Origin of the sequence: Sulfitobacter sp. 1A12157 (assembly GCF_043557345.1) — a bacterium.
In the GTDB taxonomy this organism is placed as follows: domain Bacteria; phylum Pseudomonadota; class Alphaproteobacteria; order Rhodobacterales; family Rhodobacteraceae; genus Sulfitobacter.
Map to the genome: position 1 here is coordinate 69322 of NZ_JBIFFV010000004.1, position 13361 is coordinate 82682.

General features: G+C 62.9%; 12 protein-coding genes. 7 read left to right on the forward strand and 5 right to left on the reverse strand.

Going from position 1 to position 13361, the window contains the following annotated elements:
* Positions 1 to 92: 92 nt before the first annotated feature.
* Positions 93 to 617, forward strand: a complete 525-nt coding sequence (locus ACGYLC_RS08925; protein WP_394402169.1) for a hypothetical protein — start codon at positions 93 to 95, stop codon at positions 615 to 617.
* Positions 618 to 723: 106 nt separating this feature from the next.
* On the opposite strand, the gene ACGYLC_RS08930 is transcribed toward ACGYLC_RS08925, so the two are convergent.
* The 5 genes from ACGYLC_RS08930 to miaA form a co-directional block, all read right to left on the reverse strand.
* Positions 724 to 2814: a dipeptide ABC transporter ATP-binding protein gene (locus ACGYLC_RS08930; RefSeq protein ID WP_394422660.1), complete on the reverse strand. Its 2091-nt coding sequence runs from the start codon at positions 2812 to 2814 to the stop codon at positions 724 to 726.
* A gap of 62 nt (positions 2815 to 2876) precedes the next feature.
* Positions 2877 to 4343: an ABC transporter permease gene (locus ACGYLC_RS08935; RefSeq protein WP_394422662.1), complete on the reverse strand. Its 1467-nt coding sequence runs from the start codon at positions 4341 to 4343 to the stop codon at positions 2877 to 2879.
* Positions 4344 to 4355: 12 nt separating this feature from the next.
* The gene (locus ACGYLC_RS08940; protein ID WP_394402161.1) at positions 4356 to 5444 is read right to left on the reverse strand and encodes an ABC transporter permease; all 1089 of its coding nucleotides are present in this window, start codon (positions 5442 to 5444) and stop codon (positions 4356 to 4358) included.
* 308 nt (positions 5445 to 5752) lie between these two features.
* Positions 5753 to 6529 carry a helix-turn-helix domain-containing protein gene (locus ACGYLC_RS08945; protein ID WP_394422663.1) on the reverse strand — a complete coding sequence of 259 codons (777 nt, stop codon included), beginning with the start codon at positions 6527 to 6529 and terminating at the stop codon, positions 5753 to 5755.
* A gap of 100 nt (positions 6530 to 6629) precedes the next feature.
* Positions 6630 to 7520, reverse strand: coding sequence for a tRNA (adenosine(37)-N6)-dimethylallyltransferase MiaA (gene miaA, locus ACGYLC_RS08950; protein WP_394422665.1), 891 nt, complete (start codon positions 7518 to 7520; stop codon positions 6630 to 6632).
* A 130-nt stretch (positions 7521 to 7650) separates the two neighbouring features.
* On the opposite strand from miaA, the gene pyrH reads away from it, so the two are divergent.
* The 6 genes from pyrH to rseP all read left to right on the forward strand — a co-directional run bounded on the left by pyrH (position 7651) and on the right by rseP (position 13244).
* Positions 7651 to 8376: a UMP kinase gene (gene pyrH, locus ACGYLC_RS08955; RefSeq protein WP_394422666.1), complete on the forward strand. Its 726-nt coding sequence runs from the start codon at positions 7651 to 7653 to the stop codon at positions 8374 to 8376.
* 174 nt (positions 8377 to 8550) lie between these two features.
* A complete protein-coding gene (gene frr / locus ACGYLC_RS08960; protein ID WP_007120421.1) occupies positions 8551 to 9117 on the forward strand; it encodes a ribosome recycling factor in 567 nt (188 codons plus the stop codon).
* 47 nt (positions 9118 to 9164) lie between these two features.
* The gene (uppS, locus tag ACGYLC_RS08965) at positions 9165 to 9902 is read left to right on the forward strand and encodes a polyprenyl diphosphate synthase (RefSeq protein WP_067261562.1); all 738 of its coding nucleotides are present in this window, start codon (positions 9165 to 9167) and stop codon (positions 9900 to 9902) included.
* 11 nt (positions 9903 to 9913) lie between these two features.
* Positions 9914 to 10705, forward strand: a complete 792-nt coding sequence (locus ACGYLC_RS08970) for a phosphatidate cytidylyltransferase (protein ID WP_394402152.1) — start codon at positions 9914 to 9916, stop codon at positions 10703 to 10705.
* Between the two features lie 6 nt (positions 10706 to 10711).
* Positions 10712 to 11887 (forward strand): 1-deoxy-D-xylulose-5-phosphate reductoisomerase, encoded by a 1176-nt coding sequence (gene dxr, locus ACGYLC_RS08975; protein ID WP_394422668.1) that lies wholly within the window; start codon positions 10712 to 10714, stop codon positions 11885 to 11887.
* Positions 11888 to 11900: 13 nt separating this feature from the next.
* A complete protein-coding gene (rseP, locus tag ACGYLC_RS08980) occupies positions 11901 to 13244 on the forward strand; it encodes an RIP metalloprotease RseP (RefSeq protein WP_394422858.1) in 1344 nt (447 codons plus the stop codon).
* Positions 13245 to 13361 lie beyond the last annotated feature (117 nt).

Here is a 13361-nt window from a genome sequence, read left to right on the forward strand (position 1 = left end):
GGGAACCGCCGGGGCAATCGTGGTGTTCTTTGATCAGAAACTTTGCCGCGGGGCATTCTCGCCGCCAAGATGAAAGTTCAAAGGAGAACGACATGCTGACGAATATCAAAAACATCGCCCTTGCCGCTGGTGTAAGCGCTATCGCGCTGAGCGGCTCTGCCTTCGCTGACAACGAGATCATGGTCTCGAAGATCGACGTTGAATCCTCGGTCGCCGCCGCCGACAGCAATGCCATGGATTTCTATCCTGATCTGGAAGAAGACCTGCGCGCCGAAGTGGCAGAGCGCGTGCCGCTGAGCAGTGACGGCTCCGACCCGCAGATCAAGATCGACATTCGCAAAATCTCTTTGAACGGCGCGACAATGCTGCCCGACAGCAAAGAATTCAATGAGTTGGAAGGCGTTGTTGATATCACAAGCCCCACCGGCGACAATGCGGGCCTGAGCTTCCCGGTGATGATCTCGGCCTATAGCGGCGATGAAATCGCGCCCGAAGGCTATGTCAACGTGCAGCCCTCCGACACAGAGTTCTATGTGGCGCTCGTCTCGACCTTCGCGGATGTCGTGGCCGAAGGTCTGGCCAATGTGAACACCGCCGGCTCGCCCGTTGATCCCTAAATCCGGGCCTGATTTGGCCATACAGGCCGGATCGTCATAACCTCAGGCCGTTCCCCCTTAGACAGCCTGAGGCATGAGGCGTGGTTCTTCGGAACCGCGCCTTTTTTCATTCCGCCGCTGCGCCTGTCTCGATCACCGGCTCCATCTCGGCGAATTGCTGAGCGGTGAGGTGGCATTTGATCTGATGGCCATCGGCCAAGGACACCATTGGCGGCACCTCGCGTTCACACAAATCGCCCGGCACCTGCGATTTCCACCGGCAGCGGGTCTGGAAGGGGCAGCCCGGGGGCGGGTTCATCGCCGAAGGCACGTCACCTTCCAGCACGATGTGTTTCTTTTTGACCTTGGTATCGGCAATCGGCACCGCGCTCAGCAGCGCTTCGGTATAGGGGTGATAGGGCGGGGCGAAGACCTGATCGGTGTCGCCCAATTCGACCACATGGCCCAGATACATCACCATCACCCGGTCCGAGAGGTAGCGCACGATCGACAGATCGTGAGAGATGAACAAAAGCGTCGTCTTTTGCTCGCGCTGGATTTCCATCAACAGATCGGTGACGGCGGCCTGCACGCTCACGTCGAGCGCCGAGACGGGCTCGTCCGCGACGACGATCCGCGCATCCCCGGCAAAGGCGCGGGCGATGCCGACGCGCTGCTTTTGCCCGCCCGACAGTTGGCGCGGCATCCGGCCTGCGAATTCGCGGGGCAGTTTCACCAGATCGAGCAGTTCCAGCATGCGCTGACGGCGCTCTTTCTCACTCTTGCCGATGCGGAAGATCTCCAACGCGCGGATGATCTGCCGCCCCACGGTCATCGAGGGGTTGAGCGTGTCGAAGGGGTTTTGGAACACCATCTGCACATCGGCGACGTTCTTGGTGCTGCGATCGTCGATCGGCACGCCGCCGATGTCTTGCCCGTCGAGGTAGATATGCCCCTCGGTCGCCGTCTCAAGCCCCATCAGCACCTTGGCGAATGTGGACTTGCCACAGCCCGACTCGCCCACGATGGCGAGGGTTTCGCTTTCATGGGCCTCGAAGCTTAGGGATTCATTGGCTTTCACCACTTTGGTATTGCCGCCGCCAAACATGGCATTGGCCGCGACTTGGTAGTATTTCTTGAGCCTGTCCATCTTGAGGACGACCTCGCCGACATCGCCCTTTTCCTTGACCTCGGCCAGTTCCAAAGGCGCTTGCCAGTCGATTTCCTGAAAGCGGATGCAGCGGGTCTCGTGCCGGTGGTTGCCGGGCACGCTCTCCATCGGGATCGGCGCGGCGTCGCAGCGGCCGGGGACGAAATAGTCGCAGCGTGGGGCGAAGTTACAGCCCGGCGGGCGTTCATGGGGCAGGGGAAAATTGCCCGGGATCGCCTTCAGGGGCCGCGCGTTCTTGTCGGCCCCCGGCAGCGGGGTCGAGCGGAACAGCGCCTGCGTATAGGGATGCTGCATCTCGTCGAAGACATCGTGAATCGAGCCTTTCTCCACCGCCTCGCCCGAATACATCACGCAGATCCGGTCGCAGGTCTCCAGCACCAGCCCAAGGTTGTGCGAGATGAAGAGCATCGACGTGCCGTATTTCTTGCCCAGATCCTTCACTAGGTCGACCACCGCCGCCTCAACGGTCACGTCGAGCGCGGTGGTCGGCTCATCAAGGATCAGGAGCGAGGGTTCGGACATCAGCGCCATGGCAATGACGATGCGCTGCTGCTGCCCGCCGGAAAGCTGATGCGGATAGGCCTTCAGAATGCGCTCGGGGTCGGGCAGTTTCACGTCCCTAACCACCTGCAGCGCCCGGGCATGGGCCTCCTTCTCGGACATGCCGGCGTGGATCATCGGCACTTCCATCAACTGCTTGCCGATCCGCATGGCGGGATTGAGGCTCGCCATCGGTTCTTGGTAGATCATCGCGATCTCGCTGCCGCGAATGTCGCGCAGCTCCTCGCGCGACATGGTCGACAGGTCGCGCCCCTTGAACCTGATCGTGCCGCCCACGATCCGCCCGTTGCGCCCCAGATCCTGCATCACGCCCAACGCCACGGTCGACTTGCCGCAGCCGCTTTCGCCCACCAGCCCCACGGCCTCCCCCGGTTGGACATTGACGGAGAAATCCATCACGGCGGGAATCTCCCGCAGGCGGGTGAAGAAGGAGATCGACAGGTTGTTGATCTCAAGAATGGGACCGTCGTAATCAGTCTTTGGCATTTGGCTCTCCCAGTCGGGGGATCAAAAGGGGCCGGGAGGACTGGCCCCCCGGAGGATGTTTCTTAGTCGCGCAGGGATTCTTCGCGCAGCCCATCGGCCAAGAGGTTCAGGCCCAGAACGAGGCTCAGCAGAGCCAGCGCCGGCGCGATTGCGGCATGGGGGTAGAGAGACAGCAGGCGGCGGCCTGCGTTGATCGTGCTGCCCCAATCGGGGCTCTCGCTCTCCAGCCCGAGGCCGAAGAAGCCGAGTGTGCCCAGAAGGATCGTGGTATAACCGATGCGCAGGCAGAAATCGACGATCAGCGGGCCGCGTGCATTGGGCAGGATCTCCCACAGCATGATGTACCACGGGCCTTCGCCACGGGTTTGGGCCGCTGCCACATAGTCGCGGGTTTTGATGTCGAGTGCGAGGCCGCGCACGATGCGGAACACCGTGGGCGCGTTGACAAAGACCACCGAGACGAAGACCACCAGCACGCCGGGGTCGATATCGAAAAGGTCGATGGCGCGCGGCAGGCCGGGAATGCGGTAGCTGTCGGTTTGCACGATCGCGCCCCCGGTTGAGACGAGCGACAGGTAGAGCCAGCCCAGCACCCCCAGCACCACGATCAGAAGCGGCGTGCGGAACGAAGGTTGCGTGTAGTAGCGCGCGTTCAACAGCACGGCGAGGAAGATCAGCGGGAAGATGAACAGGAACACCGCCATGTAGTTCGGAATGCCCGTAAGCACGATCTCCGGCGTGACCAGCAGGTAGAACAGCAGGATCACCGGGAAGGCGAGGATCAGGTTTGCCAGAAAACTGAGGATCGTATCCAGCCGCCCGCCATAGTAGCCCGCAGGCAGGCCCAGCGTGATCCCCACCATAAAGGCAAAGAGCGTCGCGATCGGTGCGATCTGCACCACGACCCAAGATCCTTTGATCAGCCGGGAAAAGACATCGCGGGCAAGGTTGTCACCGCCCAGAAGAAACCAAGGGTACTCCCCCTCATCCGGGCTGCGCAGGGGCGTTCCGGGCAGTTTGTTCTTCATCCCCGAGGTCTGGCTGAGGCTGTCATGCGTCACCAACAGATCGAACAGCCCGCCGAAGATACCGGTGTAGACCCAGAACATGACGATGGCGAAACCGATCATGCCGACGGTGCTGTCGAACAGCTTGCCGTAAAGGCCGAGCCGCCGTTTGAAGTGGATAGAGAGCGCGAAGGTCAGGATCAGCGCGATCCACACGGGCAGCATCTGCTGCGACATGCCGCCGATGATGCCCGCCTGTGGCCCCATGAAGGCGCCTGCGATGATATAGATCAGCAGCAGGAGGATCAGCAGCGCAAAGAGCAGGATCACCGCACGGTTCACCCCGCCTGCCAGCCCGCCTTGCCGGGCGACGGTGCCATCCGGGTTGATCTGGCGTGCCTCACTGGCGGGAAAGAAGGAAACGACGATCTGCACCGCCAAGGCCAAGGCCAGAAGCAGCGCGAGACCGAGGAAGATGATGTTGAGCCCCGCAAGTGAGCCGGTCCATGTCAAAGGTTCCATGTCCAAGCTCCGTTAAGAAATGCGAATGCGCGGGTTGAGGAAAACGTAGCCGATGTCGGAGATCAGCTGCGTGACGAGGACGACGATCACCGACACGACCGACACCGCAAGCAGCAGTTCGATGTCGTTATTGGCCGCCGCTTGCACCAGCAGCCAGCCGAAGCCCTTGTAGTTGAACAGGGTCTCGACGATCACCACGCCGTTCAAGAGCCAAGGGATTTGCAGCATGATCACGGTGAAGGGCGCAATCAGCGCGTTGCGCAGCGCGTGTTTCAGCACGATCTCCGAGAATTTCACCCCCTTCAGCCTTGCGGTGCGGATATATTGCGCGGTCATCACCTCGGTCATCGAGGCCCGCGTCATCCGCGCGATATAGCCCATGCCGTAGAGCGAGATGGTCAGCACCGGCAGGAAGAAGTTCCAGAAGTTCGCGTCTTTCATGGCAGAGGTGGCCGAACCCAGAAACAGCGTCTTGCTGTCGATCCAGCCCCAGTCGGCCAAGAGCGGCGACAGGCCGAAGCGTGAGGAGGCGAGCACCGCGATGAAGATCACGCCCGAGACATATTCCGGCGTCGCCGTGGTGGCGATGGAGAAGGTCGAGAGCGAGCGGTCGAGCTTGGAGCCTTCGCGCATCCCCGCCAGCACGCCCACGATCAGCGCCGAGGGCACCATCAGCACCAGCACCCAGAACATCAGCTTGCCGGTCAGCGCCAGACGGGTAAGGACGGTTTCGCCCACCGGCTCCTTGAAGACGGTCGAGAACCCCCAATCGCCTTGCAGGATGCCGCAGCGGGTGGGGCGCGCCTCAACCGGGGTGCCGGGGGCGAAACAGCGGCCAAAGGTTTCCTCGGGTGTCTCGCCTTCGGTCACCCAGCCGGGGAGCACGCCCAGCCATTCGCCGAACTTGTCGACCGTGGGCTGCAAATAGCCGCGGTTTTCGAGATAGCTGGCCACGGCCTCGTCCGACATGCGGAAGTTGCCTTGAGTCTTGGCGAGTTTTTCGAGGTTCGGATAGAGATTGGTCAGCCAGAACACGATGAAGGTCAGGCAAAGCGCCGTCAGCAACATCACACCCAGCCGGCGCAAAATGAATAGTCCCATGTAGTCCCCTGTAGCAGGGTCGGGCGGTGACTTGGCCCGACGATGCGGCCTTTTGGCCTTTTTAATTCGTGCGGCGCCTTAAGGGCGCCGGTCCTCTGTGCGGCAGTTTTTCTGCCTTGTTGCGTTGGTATGCCGAAGACCTTTTCGCGGTCTTTCTGGCAGTCTGCGCTTGTTCATTGCCCCGCCCCTTTGTGGAGCGGTTCAGCCATGAGGCACGGAAATTGGTCGCGCGTCAACAATCGGCGCGGGGGCTTCGAGGAGTTTTTGCGACATTGCAAAGGTCTGAAAGCGACATTTCGGCCCGGCTCTCAGCGCAGCTTGCTGGGGGGAAGGCCGCTGTGCTGTTGCATGAAACGGGTGAAATAGGCGGCAGAGCCGAAGCCCAAGGTGGCGGCGATCTCGGCAGCGGTGTGGTCGGTTTCAGCCAGCAGACGGCGGGCGGCGTGGCAACTGCGCTCGGTCAGAAGGTCGGCGGCGGATTTGCCGGTGGCCGCTTTGACGGCGCGAGTCAGATGGGTTGGGGTCACGCCGAGAGCTGCGGCGTGTTCGGCCATGCTGGTGCCCTTGGGGGCGTGTCGGGTGACCAAGGCGCAAAACCGCGCGCTCAGCCTGTCGCCTGCCTTGGGCCGGGGGGCGGTATGCGCCTCTGCCATCATCTGGCGGCGCAGCCAGACCGACATCAGCGCCACCTGCGCTTTAAGCGCATCTTGGTGCAGGGGGCGGCCCTGCTGGACCTCCCTTTGGGTCTGTTCGATGAGGGCCGAGATCTCCGATTGCGCGGCCCCGTCTCGGATACGCAATTGGTGCGGGGTCTCGGGCAGGCTTTGATCGCTGTCTTCGGGGATCAGCACCGCATGGCCCAGACATTGATAGCCCAGTTCCAGCGCGAAGAGCGACCGCGCCGGTATCCAAAGTGCGTTATGCGGGCTGATGCCGCGGCGTTGACCATCGAGCAACAGCCGCCCTTGGCCCCGGGTGATCCAGATTAAAAGATGGTGGTCCCGGTCATGGGCGAGGGTCAGCCGCCAGTCTTGCCCCGCCGAAAGCTGGGCCAAGGACTGGGTTTGAATCTCTGTCTCGGGCACGCGGCGCTTTCGTTGAGAAATGGAAACCTTACAAGGGCAATCATCAACGTCAGGCTAGCGGAGGGTTGGGATAACGCAAGAAATTCCGCCCGCTCGGCGGCTATTCCGGCGTCACCCGCTGCCAATCTGCCATCTTGCTGCGCATCCAAGTGCGCTGTCGCTTGGCAAAGCGGCGGGTGGCGACCACGGCGGCTTCGCGGGCGCGGTGCAGCGGCCAATCGCCGTCGAGGTGGCGGATCAGTTCCGGCACGCCAATGGCGCGATGGGCGGGCAGGGATGGGTCATAGCGCGGGCGAAGGGCGGCGACCTCTTCCAAGGCGCCTTGCTCTAGCATCAGGTCAAAGCGCTGCGCGATGCGGGCGTTCAGCCAATCCCGCTCGACATCGAAGACGATCGGCAGGCAGTCCGCCAGCGGCAAAAGCGGCGCGCCGGTGTCGCGCTGCCAGTCCGACAGGCCGCGCCCGGTGGCCTGCCACACTTCCCAAGCGCGCTGCACCCGCGCGCGGTTGCGCTGGTCGATGCCGGCGGCGGTCTCGGCGTCCAGCCCCGCCAACAGGTCTTCGAGTGCCATCTCGTCGCCTTGGGCGCGTACCTCTACCGGGGTGGCCGGAATCTCGGCCAGCCCCTGCGTCAGGGCGGAGAAGTAAAGCCCGGTGCCCCCGGTGATGATCACCCGCTGGTCGCCGCCCAGCAGCGGGGCCACCTCGCGCAGCCAATGGCCAGTGGAATAGGGCGCGTCTTCGGGCAGATGGCCATAAAGGAGATGCGGCGCGCGGGCCTCTTCCTCGGGCGAGGGGCGGGCGCTGATGATGCGCAGGGGGGCGTAGACCTGACTGGCATCGGCGTTGACGATCACGCCGCCCTGCGCCTCGGCAATGGCGAGCGCGAGGGCGGATTTGCCACTGGCGGTCGGCCCGGCGATCAAAACGGGCCGTTCGGCCGGCAAGCCTTGCAACAGGGCGTCCATCTGGGCCTTGGGAATATCCGGCATTTCTTTGCGTCTTCCTTACGTCCCGCATTGAACCTTGGGCGTATTTGCGACATTTTGGCGCGAAATGAAAACCCTTCACCGCCGCAAGGCTAAAATCTCCCCCGGTTGGTGAAATAATTAGGTGTGCCCGATGTCCCAAGACACCCCCCAAGTCTCCTTTAACCGCGTGATGCTAAAGATTTCCGGGGAGGCGCTGATGGGTGACCTCGGCTATGGTCTGCATCCGCCAACCGTCGAACGTATCGCCCGTGAGGTGCAATCGGTGCACCGTCTGGGCGTCGAGATCTGCATGGTGATCGGCGGCGGCAACATCTTCCGCGGGCTGCAGGGCTCGGCACAGGGGATGGAGCGGACCACGGCGGATTACATGGGGATGCTCGCCACCGTGATGAATGCGCTGGCGATGCAATCGGCACTCGAAGGCTTGGGCATCCACACCCGCGTGATCAGCGCCATCACCATGAACGAAGTGGCCGAGCCCTATATTCGCCGCCGCGCCGTGCGCCACCTTGAGAAGAAGCGGGTCTGCATCTTTGCCGCGGGCACCGGCAACCCCTATTTCACAACCGACACCGCCGCGACCCTGCGCGCGAATGAGATGTCCTGCGAGGCGATCTTCAAGGGCACCAAGGTCGACGGTGTCTATGACAAAGACCCGGCCAAGTTCGAAGATGCGAAACGCTATGATCTGGTGAGCTATGACGATGTGCTGCAAAAGCGGCTCGGCGTGATGGACGCCTCTGCCATCGCGCTGGCGCGGGACAACAACCTGCCGATCATCGTCTTCTCGCTGGACGAGCCGGGCGGCTTCCAAGGTATCTTGGCGGGTCAGGGCACCTATACCCGCGTCGGGTAATTCCGGCCCAGATTGCAGGGCATCGCCCCACGGCGGGGCGATTGGCCTCATGCTGCCCGCGCCTCTCACAGCAGGGGCGCGGTGCGCATATGGTGGCGCAACAATGGGCAGTTGTGAAAGCGCCGCGCCACCGTTAGAAAGCCGTAACGCAAGGAAACAACAAGCAGGCTCGCCATGTCAGACGAATTTATGCTCGATACCGATGATCTTGAACGGCGGATGAACGGCGCGATTGCGTCGCTTCGGACCGAGTTCGCATCGCTGCGCACGGGGCGTGGCTCGGCCTCCATGCTGGAGCCGGTGATGGTCGAGGCTTACGGCCAGATGACCCCGGTGAACCAAGTCGGCACCGTCAACGTGCCCGAGCCGCGCATGGTCACGATCAACGTTTGGGACAAAGGTCTCGTCGGCAAGGTTGAGAAAGCCATCCGCGAAAGCGGTCTGGGCATCAACCCGCAGCTCAATGGCACCATCATCATGCTGCCGATCCCCGAGCTTAACGAAGAGCGCCGGACCCAGCTGACCAAGGTCGCGGGCCAATATGCCGAACACGCCCGCGTCTCGATCCGCAACATTCGCCGCGACGGGATGGACCAGATCAAGAAGGCCAAGAACGACGGCGCCATGTCCGAGGACGACCAGAAAATCTGGGAAGGCGAGGTGCAGGATCTGACCAACCGTTTCATCACGCTTATCGACGACCAGCTTGAGACGAAACAGGCCGAAATCATGCAAGTCTGACCCCGCCAAGACGCCGGGAAACAGAACTTGAAAGAAAAGGTCGAGACATGAGCACCGCCGAAATTCAGCCCCAAACGATACCCGGCGGGCCACGCCATGTGGCGATCATCATGGACGGCAATGGCCGTTGGGCCACCCAACGCGGGCGGCCCCGGCTTTTTGGGCATCACGCCGGGGCAAAACGCGTGCGCGAGATTGTCGAATGCTGCCCCGATGTGGGGGTGGAGTATCTGACGATCTTTGCCTTCTCGACCGAGAATTGGAAACGCACGCAGGTCGAAGTGGCGGGGCTTATGTCCCTGTTTCGGCGCTATATTTCCAAGGAAATGCGCAGCCTGAGCGACTATGGCGCGCGGGTGCGGTTCATTGGGGACCGCGACCGGCTGGATGACAAGCTGATCAAGCTCATGGGAGAGCTTGAGGCCCATACCGCCCATAACACACGCATCAATCTGACCATCGCGCTGAACTATGGCGGCCGTGACGAGGTGGCCCGCGCCACCCATCGCTTGGCCCAAGATGTCGCCAGCGGCAAGCTCGATCCTGACTCGGTGGACGAAGAGACCCTGCCGCGCTACCTCGACACCCATGTGCTGCCCGACCCCGATCTGGTGATCCGCACCAGCGGCGAGGCGCGGATTTCGAACTTTCTGCTGTGGCAATCGGCCTATGCGGAATATGAGTTCATCGACACGCTGTGGCCGGATTTCACCCGCGAGGAATTCGCCCGGCTCTGCGCCGCCTATGGCGGGCGCGACAGGCGGTTCGGTGCGGTCAAGACCTGAGGAGAGCTGCGATGAAATCACCTGAACAATGGTCCGACCTGCGCGCCCGCATGCTGTCGGCCAGCGCGATGATCCTGATCGGTCTCTTGGGCATCTGGCTGGGCGGGACCGTCTTTCATCTGCTGGTCGCGCTGATCTGCGGCATGATGGTCTGGGAATTGGTCGGTATGTTGCGCGGGCCGGGGCAGGCGGCAGCTTGGCAACTGGGGCTGGTGACCGGCGCGGCGGTGCTGGCGGCAATCTATCTGCCGGTGGGCTTTGGCCTGCCGCTTTTGCTGGCCCCGGCGCTGGCGGGCTTCGCGCTATTGAGCGCCAACCGCACGCTTTACATGAGTTTCACCGCACTGATCCTGCTGGCGGGCTTTGGCCTTATCCAGTTGCGCGATGACATGGGCTTTGGCTGGTTGATGTGGCTGGTTCTGGTGGTCGTGGTGACCGATGTGGTGGGCTATTTCGCGGGCCGCGCCATCGGTGGGCCCAAGTTCTGGCCCAAGGTCAGCCCCAAGAAAACATGGTCCGGCACCGCCTCGGGCTGGGTCGGGGCGGCTGTTGTCGGGCTGATTTTCTCGTTCAACACGGGCTTTGGCCTGCAACTCGTCGGCATCTCAGTGGCGCTGTCGATGGCCTCTCAGATGGGCGATATGGCGGAGTCGGGCATGAAGCGAAAGATGGGCGTCAAAGACAGCTCGGCGCTGATCCCCGGGCATGGCGGTCTGTTGGACCGTTTTGACGGGATGCTGGGCGCTGCCGTCTTCTTGCTGATCGTCGGGCCGCTGATCGGTTTCCCGCCGGGTGTGAATTGACCCGCTATGCCGCGCAAGATTTCGATACTGGGGGCGACCGGGTCCATCGGTCAGAACACGATTGACCTGATCCGCCGCGCGCCCGACGCCTATGAGGTCGCGGCCCTGACTGGCGCGGGCAATATCACGCAATTGGCGGCGGATGCCATCGCGCTGAAGGCCGAGGTTGCGGTCACCGCCCGCGAAGACCTGCTGGAGGAACTGCGCGATGCGCTCAGCGGCAGCGGGGTCGAAGCCGCAGCGGGGGCCGAGGCGATCACCGAAGCCGCATCGCGTCCGGCGGATTGGACCATGTCGGCGATCATCGGAGCGGCGGGGCTGGCTCCGGGTTTGGCGGCGCTGCGCCAAGGTGGCACGCTGGCACTGGCCAACAAGGAATCGCTGGTCTGCGCCGGGGCGCTGATCATGGGCGAGGCCGACCGCCACGGCGCCACGATCCTGCCCGTGGACAGTGAACATTCCGCCGTGTTTCAAGCGCTGGTCGGCGAAGACATGGCCGCCGTCGAACGCGTTATTATCACCGCCAGCGGCGGCGCGTTTCGCGATTGGCCGCTCGAAGACCTTGCCCATGCCACGCTCGACCAAGCCTCTAGCCATCCCAATTGGGACATGGGGCAGCGCATCACCATCGACTCGGCGTCGATGTTCAACAAGGCGATGGAAGTTATTGAAACACGTGAGTTTTTCGGCGTCTTGCCGGAGACGATCGAGGTGCTGGTGCATCCGCAGTCGATGATCCATGCGCTGGTGGGCTTTTGCGACGGGGGGCTGATGGCCCATGTCGGCCCCGCGGATATGCGCCATGCCATCGGCTATGCGCTGCACCACCCCGCGCGGGGGCATCTCCCGGTCGAGCGGTTGGACCTGACCAAGATCGGGCGTTTCGATTTCACCGCCCCCGATGACGCCCGCTGGCCCGCGCTGCGGCTCGCGCGCGAAGTTATGGCGGCGGGCGGTCTGATGGGCGCGGTTTTCAACGCGGCCAAGGAGGTGGCGCTTGACGGGTTCATCGACGGGCGGCTGCGCTTCACCCAGATGGCCGAGATCGTCGAAGAGGTGCTGGAGCGTCGCGCCGAAGAGGCCGCGCAGGGCCGCGACGACATGACACTTGAACTGGTGGCGCAGGCGGACCATCTCGCACGCAAGGCGGCAGAGGCCGCAATTCAGAAAAAGGCAGGGTAGCACGTTGGACATCATGGGGTTTTTGCCGGAGTTCGGCGGGCTGATTTGGACGATTCTGGCCTTTGTCGTGGCGCTGTCGGTGATCGTGGCGATCCACGAATACGGCCATTACATCGTGGGCCGTTGGACCGGGATCAAGGCGGATGTCTTCAGTCTCGGCTTCGGCCCCGTGCTCTTCTCTCGCGTCGACAGGCGCGGCACGCGCTGGCAATTCGCGCTGCTGCCCTTTGGCGGCTATGTGAAATTCGCAGGCGACTCCAACGCGGCCTCAGGCAAGGATGAGACCGCGATGGAAGCGCTGGCCGACGACCCCGAGGCGCTGCGCCACACGATGCACGGCGCGCCGCTCTATGCCCGTGCGCTGACCGTGGCGGCGGGGCCGGTGTTCAACTTTGCCCTGTCGATCCTCATCTTCTTTGCCGTGGCGATGACAGCGGGCACCGCCCGTGATCCGCTGACCGTGGGCGCGCTGCGCGCGCTGCCCAGTGATGCCTATGAGCTCGCCCCGGGCGATATTCTGCGCGCGGTCGAAGGCACCCCGGTGCCGTCCCTCTCTGCCGGGGAAGGCTATGGCGATTTCCTGACCAACCTGCCGCAGGAAGCGGTTCTGAGCTATGACATCACCCGCGATGGCGAAGAGCTGACCGTGCCCGGCCCCTATCTGATGCCGCCGCTGGTCAGCAATGTCGCCCCGCAATCTGCAGCGCAAGAGGCCGGTCTGCGCAGCGGCGATGTGATCACTGCGGTGAATGGGCAAGAGATCGTGGCCTTCGGGGAATTGAAAGAGGTGGTCGAAGCCTCGGAAGGGGCGCCGCAGGAATTGACCGTCTGGCGCGATGGCGAGAGCCTGCCTTTCACCCTTGTCCCCAAAGCCACGGATGAGCCGCAGCCCGATGGCAGTTTCAAACAGAACCTGCGCATCGGCATCGTCGGCGGCATGGCCTTTGTGCCTGCGACCGACACCCCCGGCGTGGGCGAGGCGCTCGGCACCGGCTTGGGCAACACTTGGCGCATCATCACCGGGTCGATCTCGGGCCTGCGTGAGATGATTGTGGGCAATATCAGTACCTGCAATCTCAGCGGCCCGGTGGGGATCGCTCAGACCTCGGGCGCGATGGCCAGCCAAGGGGCGCAGTCCTTCATCTATTTCATCGCGGTGCTGAGCACGGCGGTCGGCCTGCTGAACCTGTTCCCGATCCCGGCCTTGGACGGCGGGCATCTGGTGTTCTACGCCTATGAGGCGGTGACCGGCAAACCGCCCAGCGATGGCGCGCTGCGTTTCTTGATGAGCATCGGCATCGCCTTGGTGCTGACCCTGATGCTCTTTGCGCTCGGCAACGATCTGTTCTGCCCCTGAGCGGCACGTCGACTGCGAAAGACAGCCTGCGCCTTGCCCTTCGGGGCAGGGCGCAATGCCTTCAAATGGCCACAATTGAACAAAATCGTGCCGCAATCCTTGGCTATGGTTCTCTTT

What these genes read in the sequence shown, in the direction of transcription:
- ACGYLC_RS08925 (WP_394402169.1), top strand. Translation starts at nt 93, where the DNA reads ATGCTGACGAATATCAAAAACATCGCCCTTGCCGCTGGTGTAAGCGCT.
- ACGYLC_RS08930 (WP_394422660.1), bottom strand. Translation starts at nt 2,814, where the DNA reads ATGCCAAAGACTGATTACGACGGTCCCATTCTTGAGATCAACAACCTG.
- ACGYLC_RS08935 (WP_394422662.1), bottom strand. Translation starts at nt 4,343, where the DNA reads ATGGAACCTTTGACATGGACCGGCTCACTTGCGGGGCTCAACATCATC.
- ACGYLC_RS08940 (WP_394402161.1), bottom strand. Translation starts at nt 5,444, where the DNA reads ATGGGACTATTCATTTTGCGCCGGCTGGGTGTGATGTTGCTGACGGCG.
- miaA (WP_394422665.1), bottom strand. Translation starts at nt 7,520, where the DNA reads ATGCCGGATATTCCCAAGGCCCAGATGGACGCCCTGTTGCAAGGCTTG.
- pyrH (WP_394422666.1), top strand. Translation starts at nt 7,651, where the DNA reads ATGTCCCAAGACACCCCCCAAGTCTCCTTTAACCGCGTGATGCTAAAG.
- frr (WP_007120421.1), top strand. Translation starts at nt 8,551, where the DNA reads ATGTCAGACGAATTTATGCTCGATACCGATGATCTTGAACGGCGGATG.
- uppS (WP_067261562.1), top strand. Translation starts at nt 9,165, where the DNA reads ATGAGCACCGCCGAAATTCAGCCCCAAACGATACCCGGCGGGCCACGC.
- ACGYLC_RS08970 (WP_394402152.1), top strand. Translation starts at nt 9,914, where the DNA reads ATGAAATCACCTGAACAATGGTCCGACCTGCGCGCCCGCATGCTGTCG.
- dxr (WP_394422668.1), top strand. Translation starts at nt 10,712, where the DNA reads ATGCCGCGCAAGATTTCGATACTGGGGGCGACCGGGTCCATCGGTCAG.
- rseP (WP_394422858.1), top strand. Translation starts at nt 11,901, where the DNA reads ATGGGGTTTTTGCCGGAGTTCGGCGGGCTGATTTGGACGATTCTGGCC.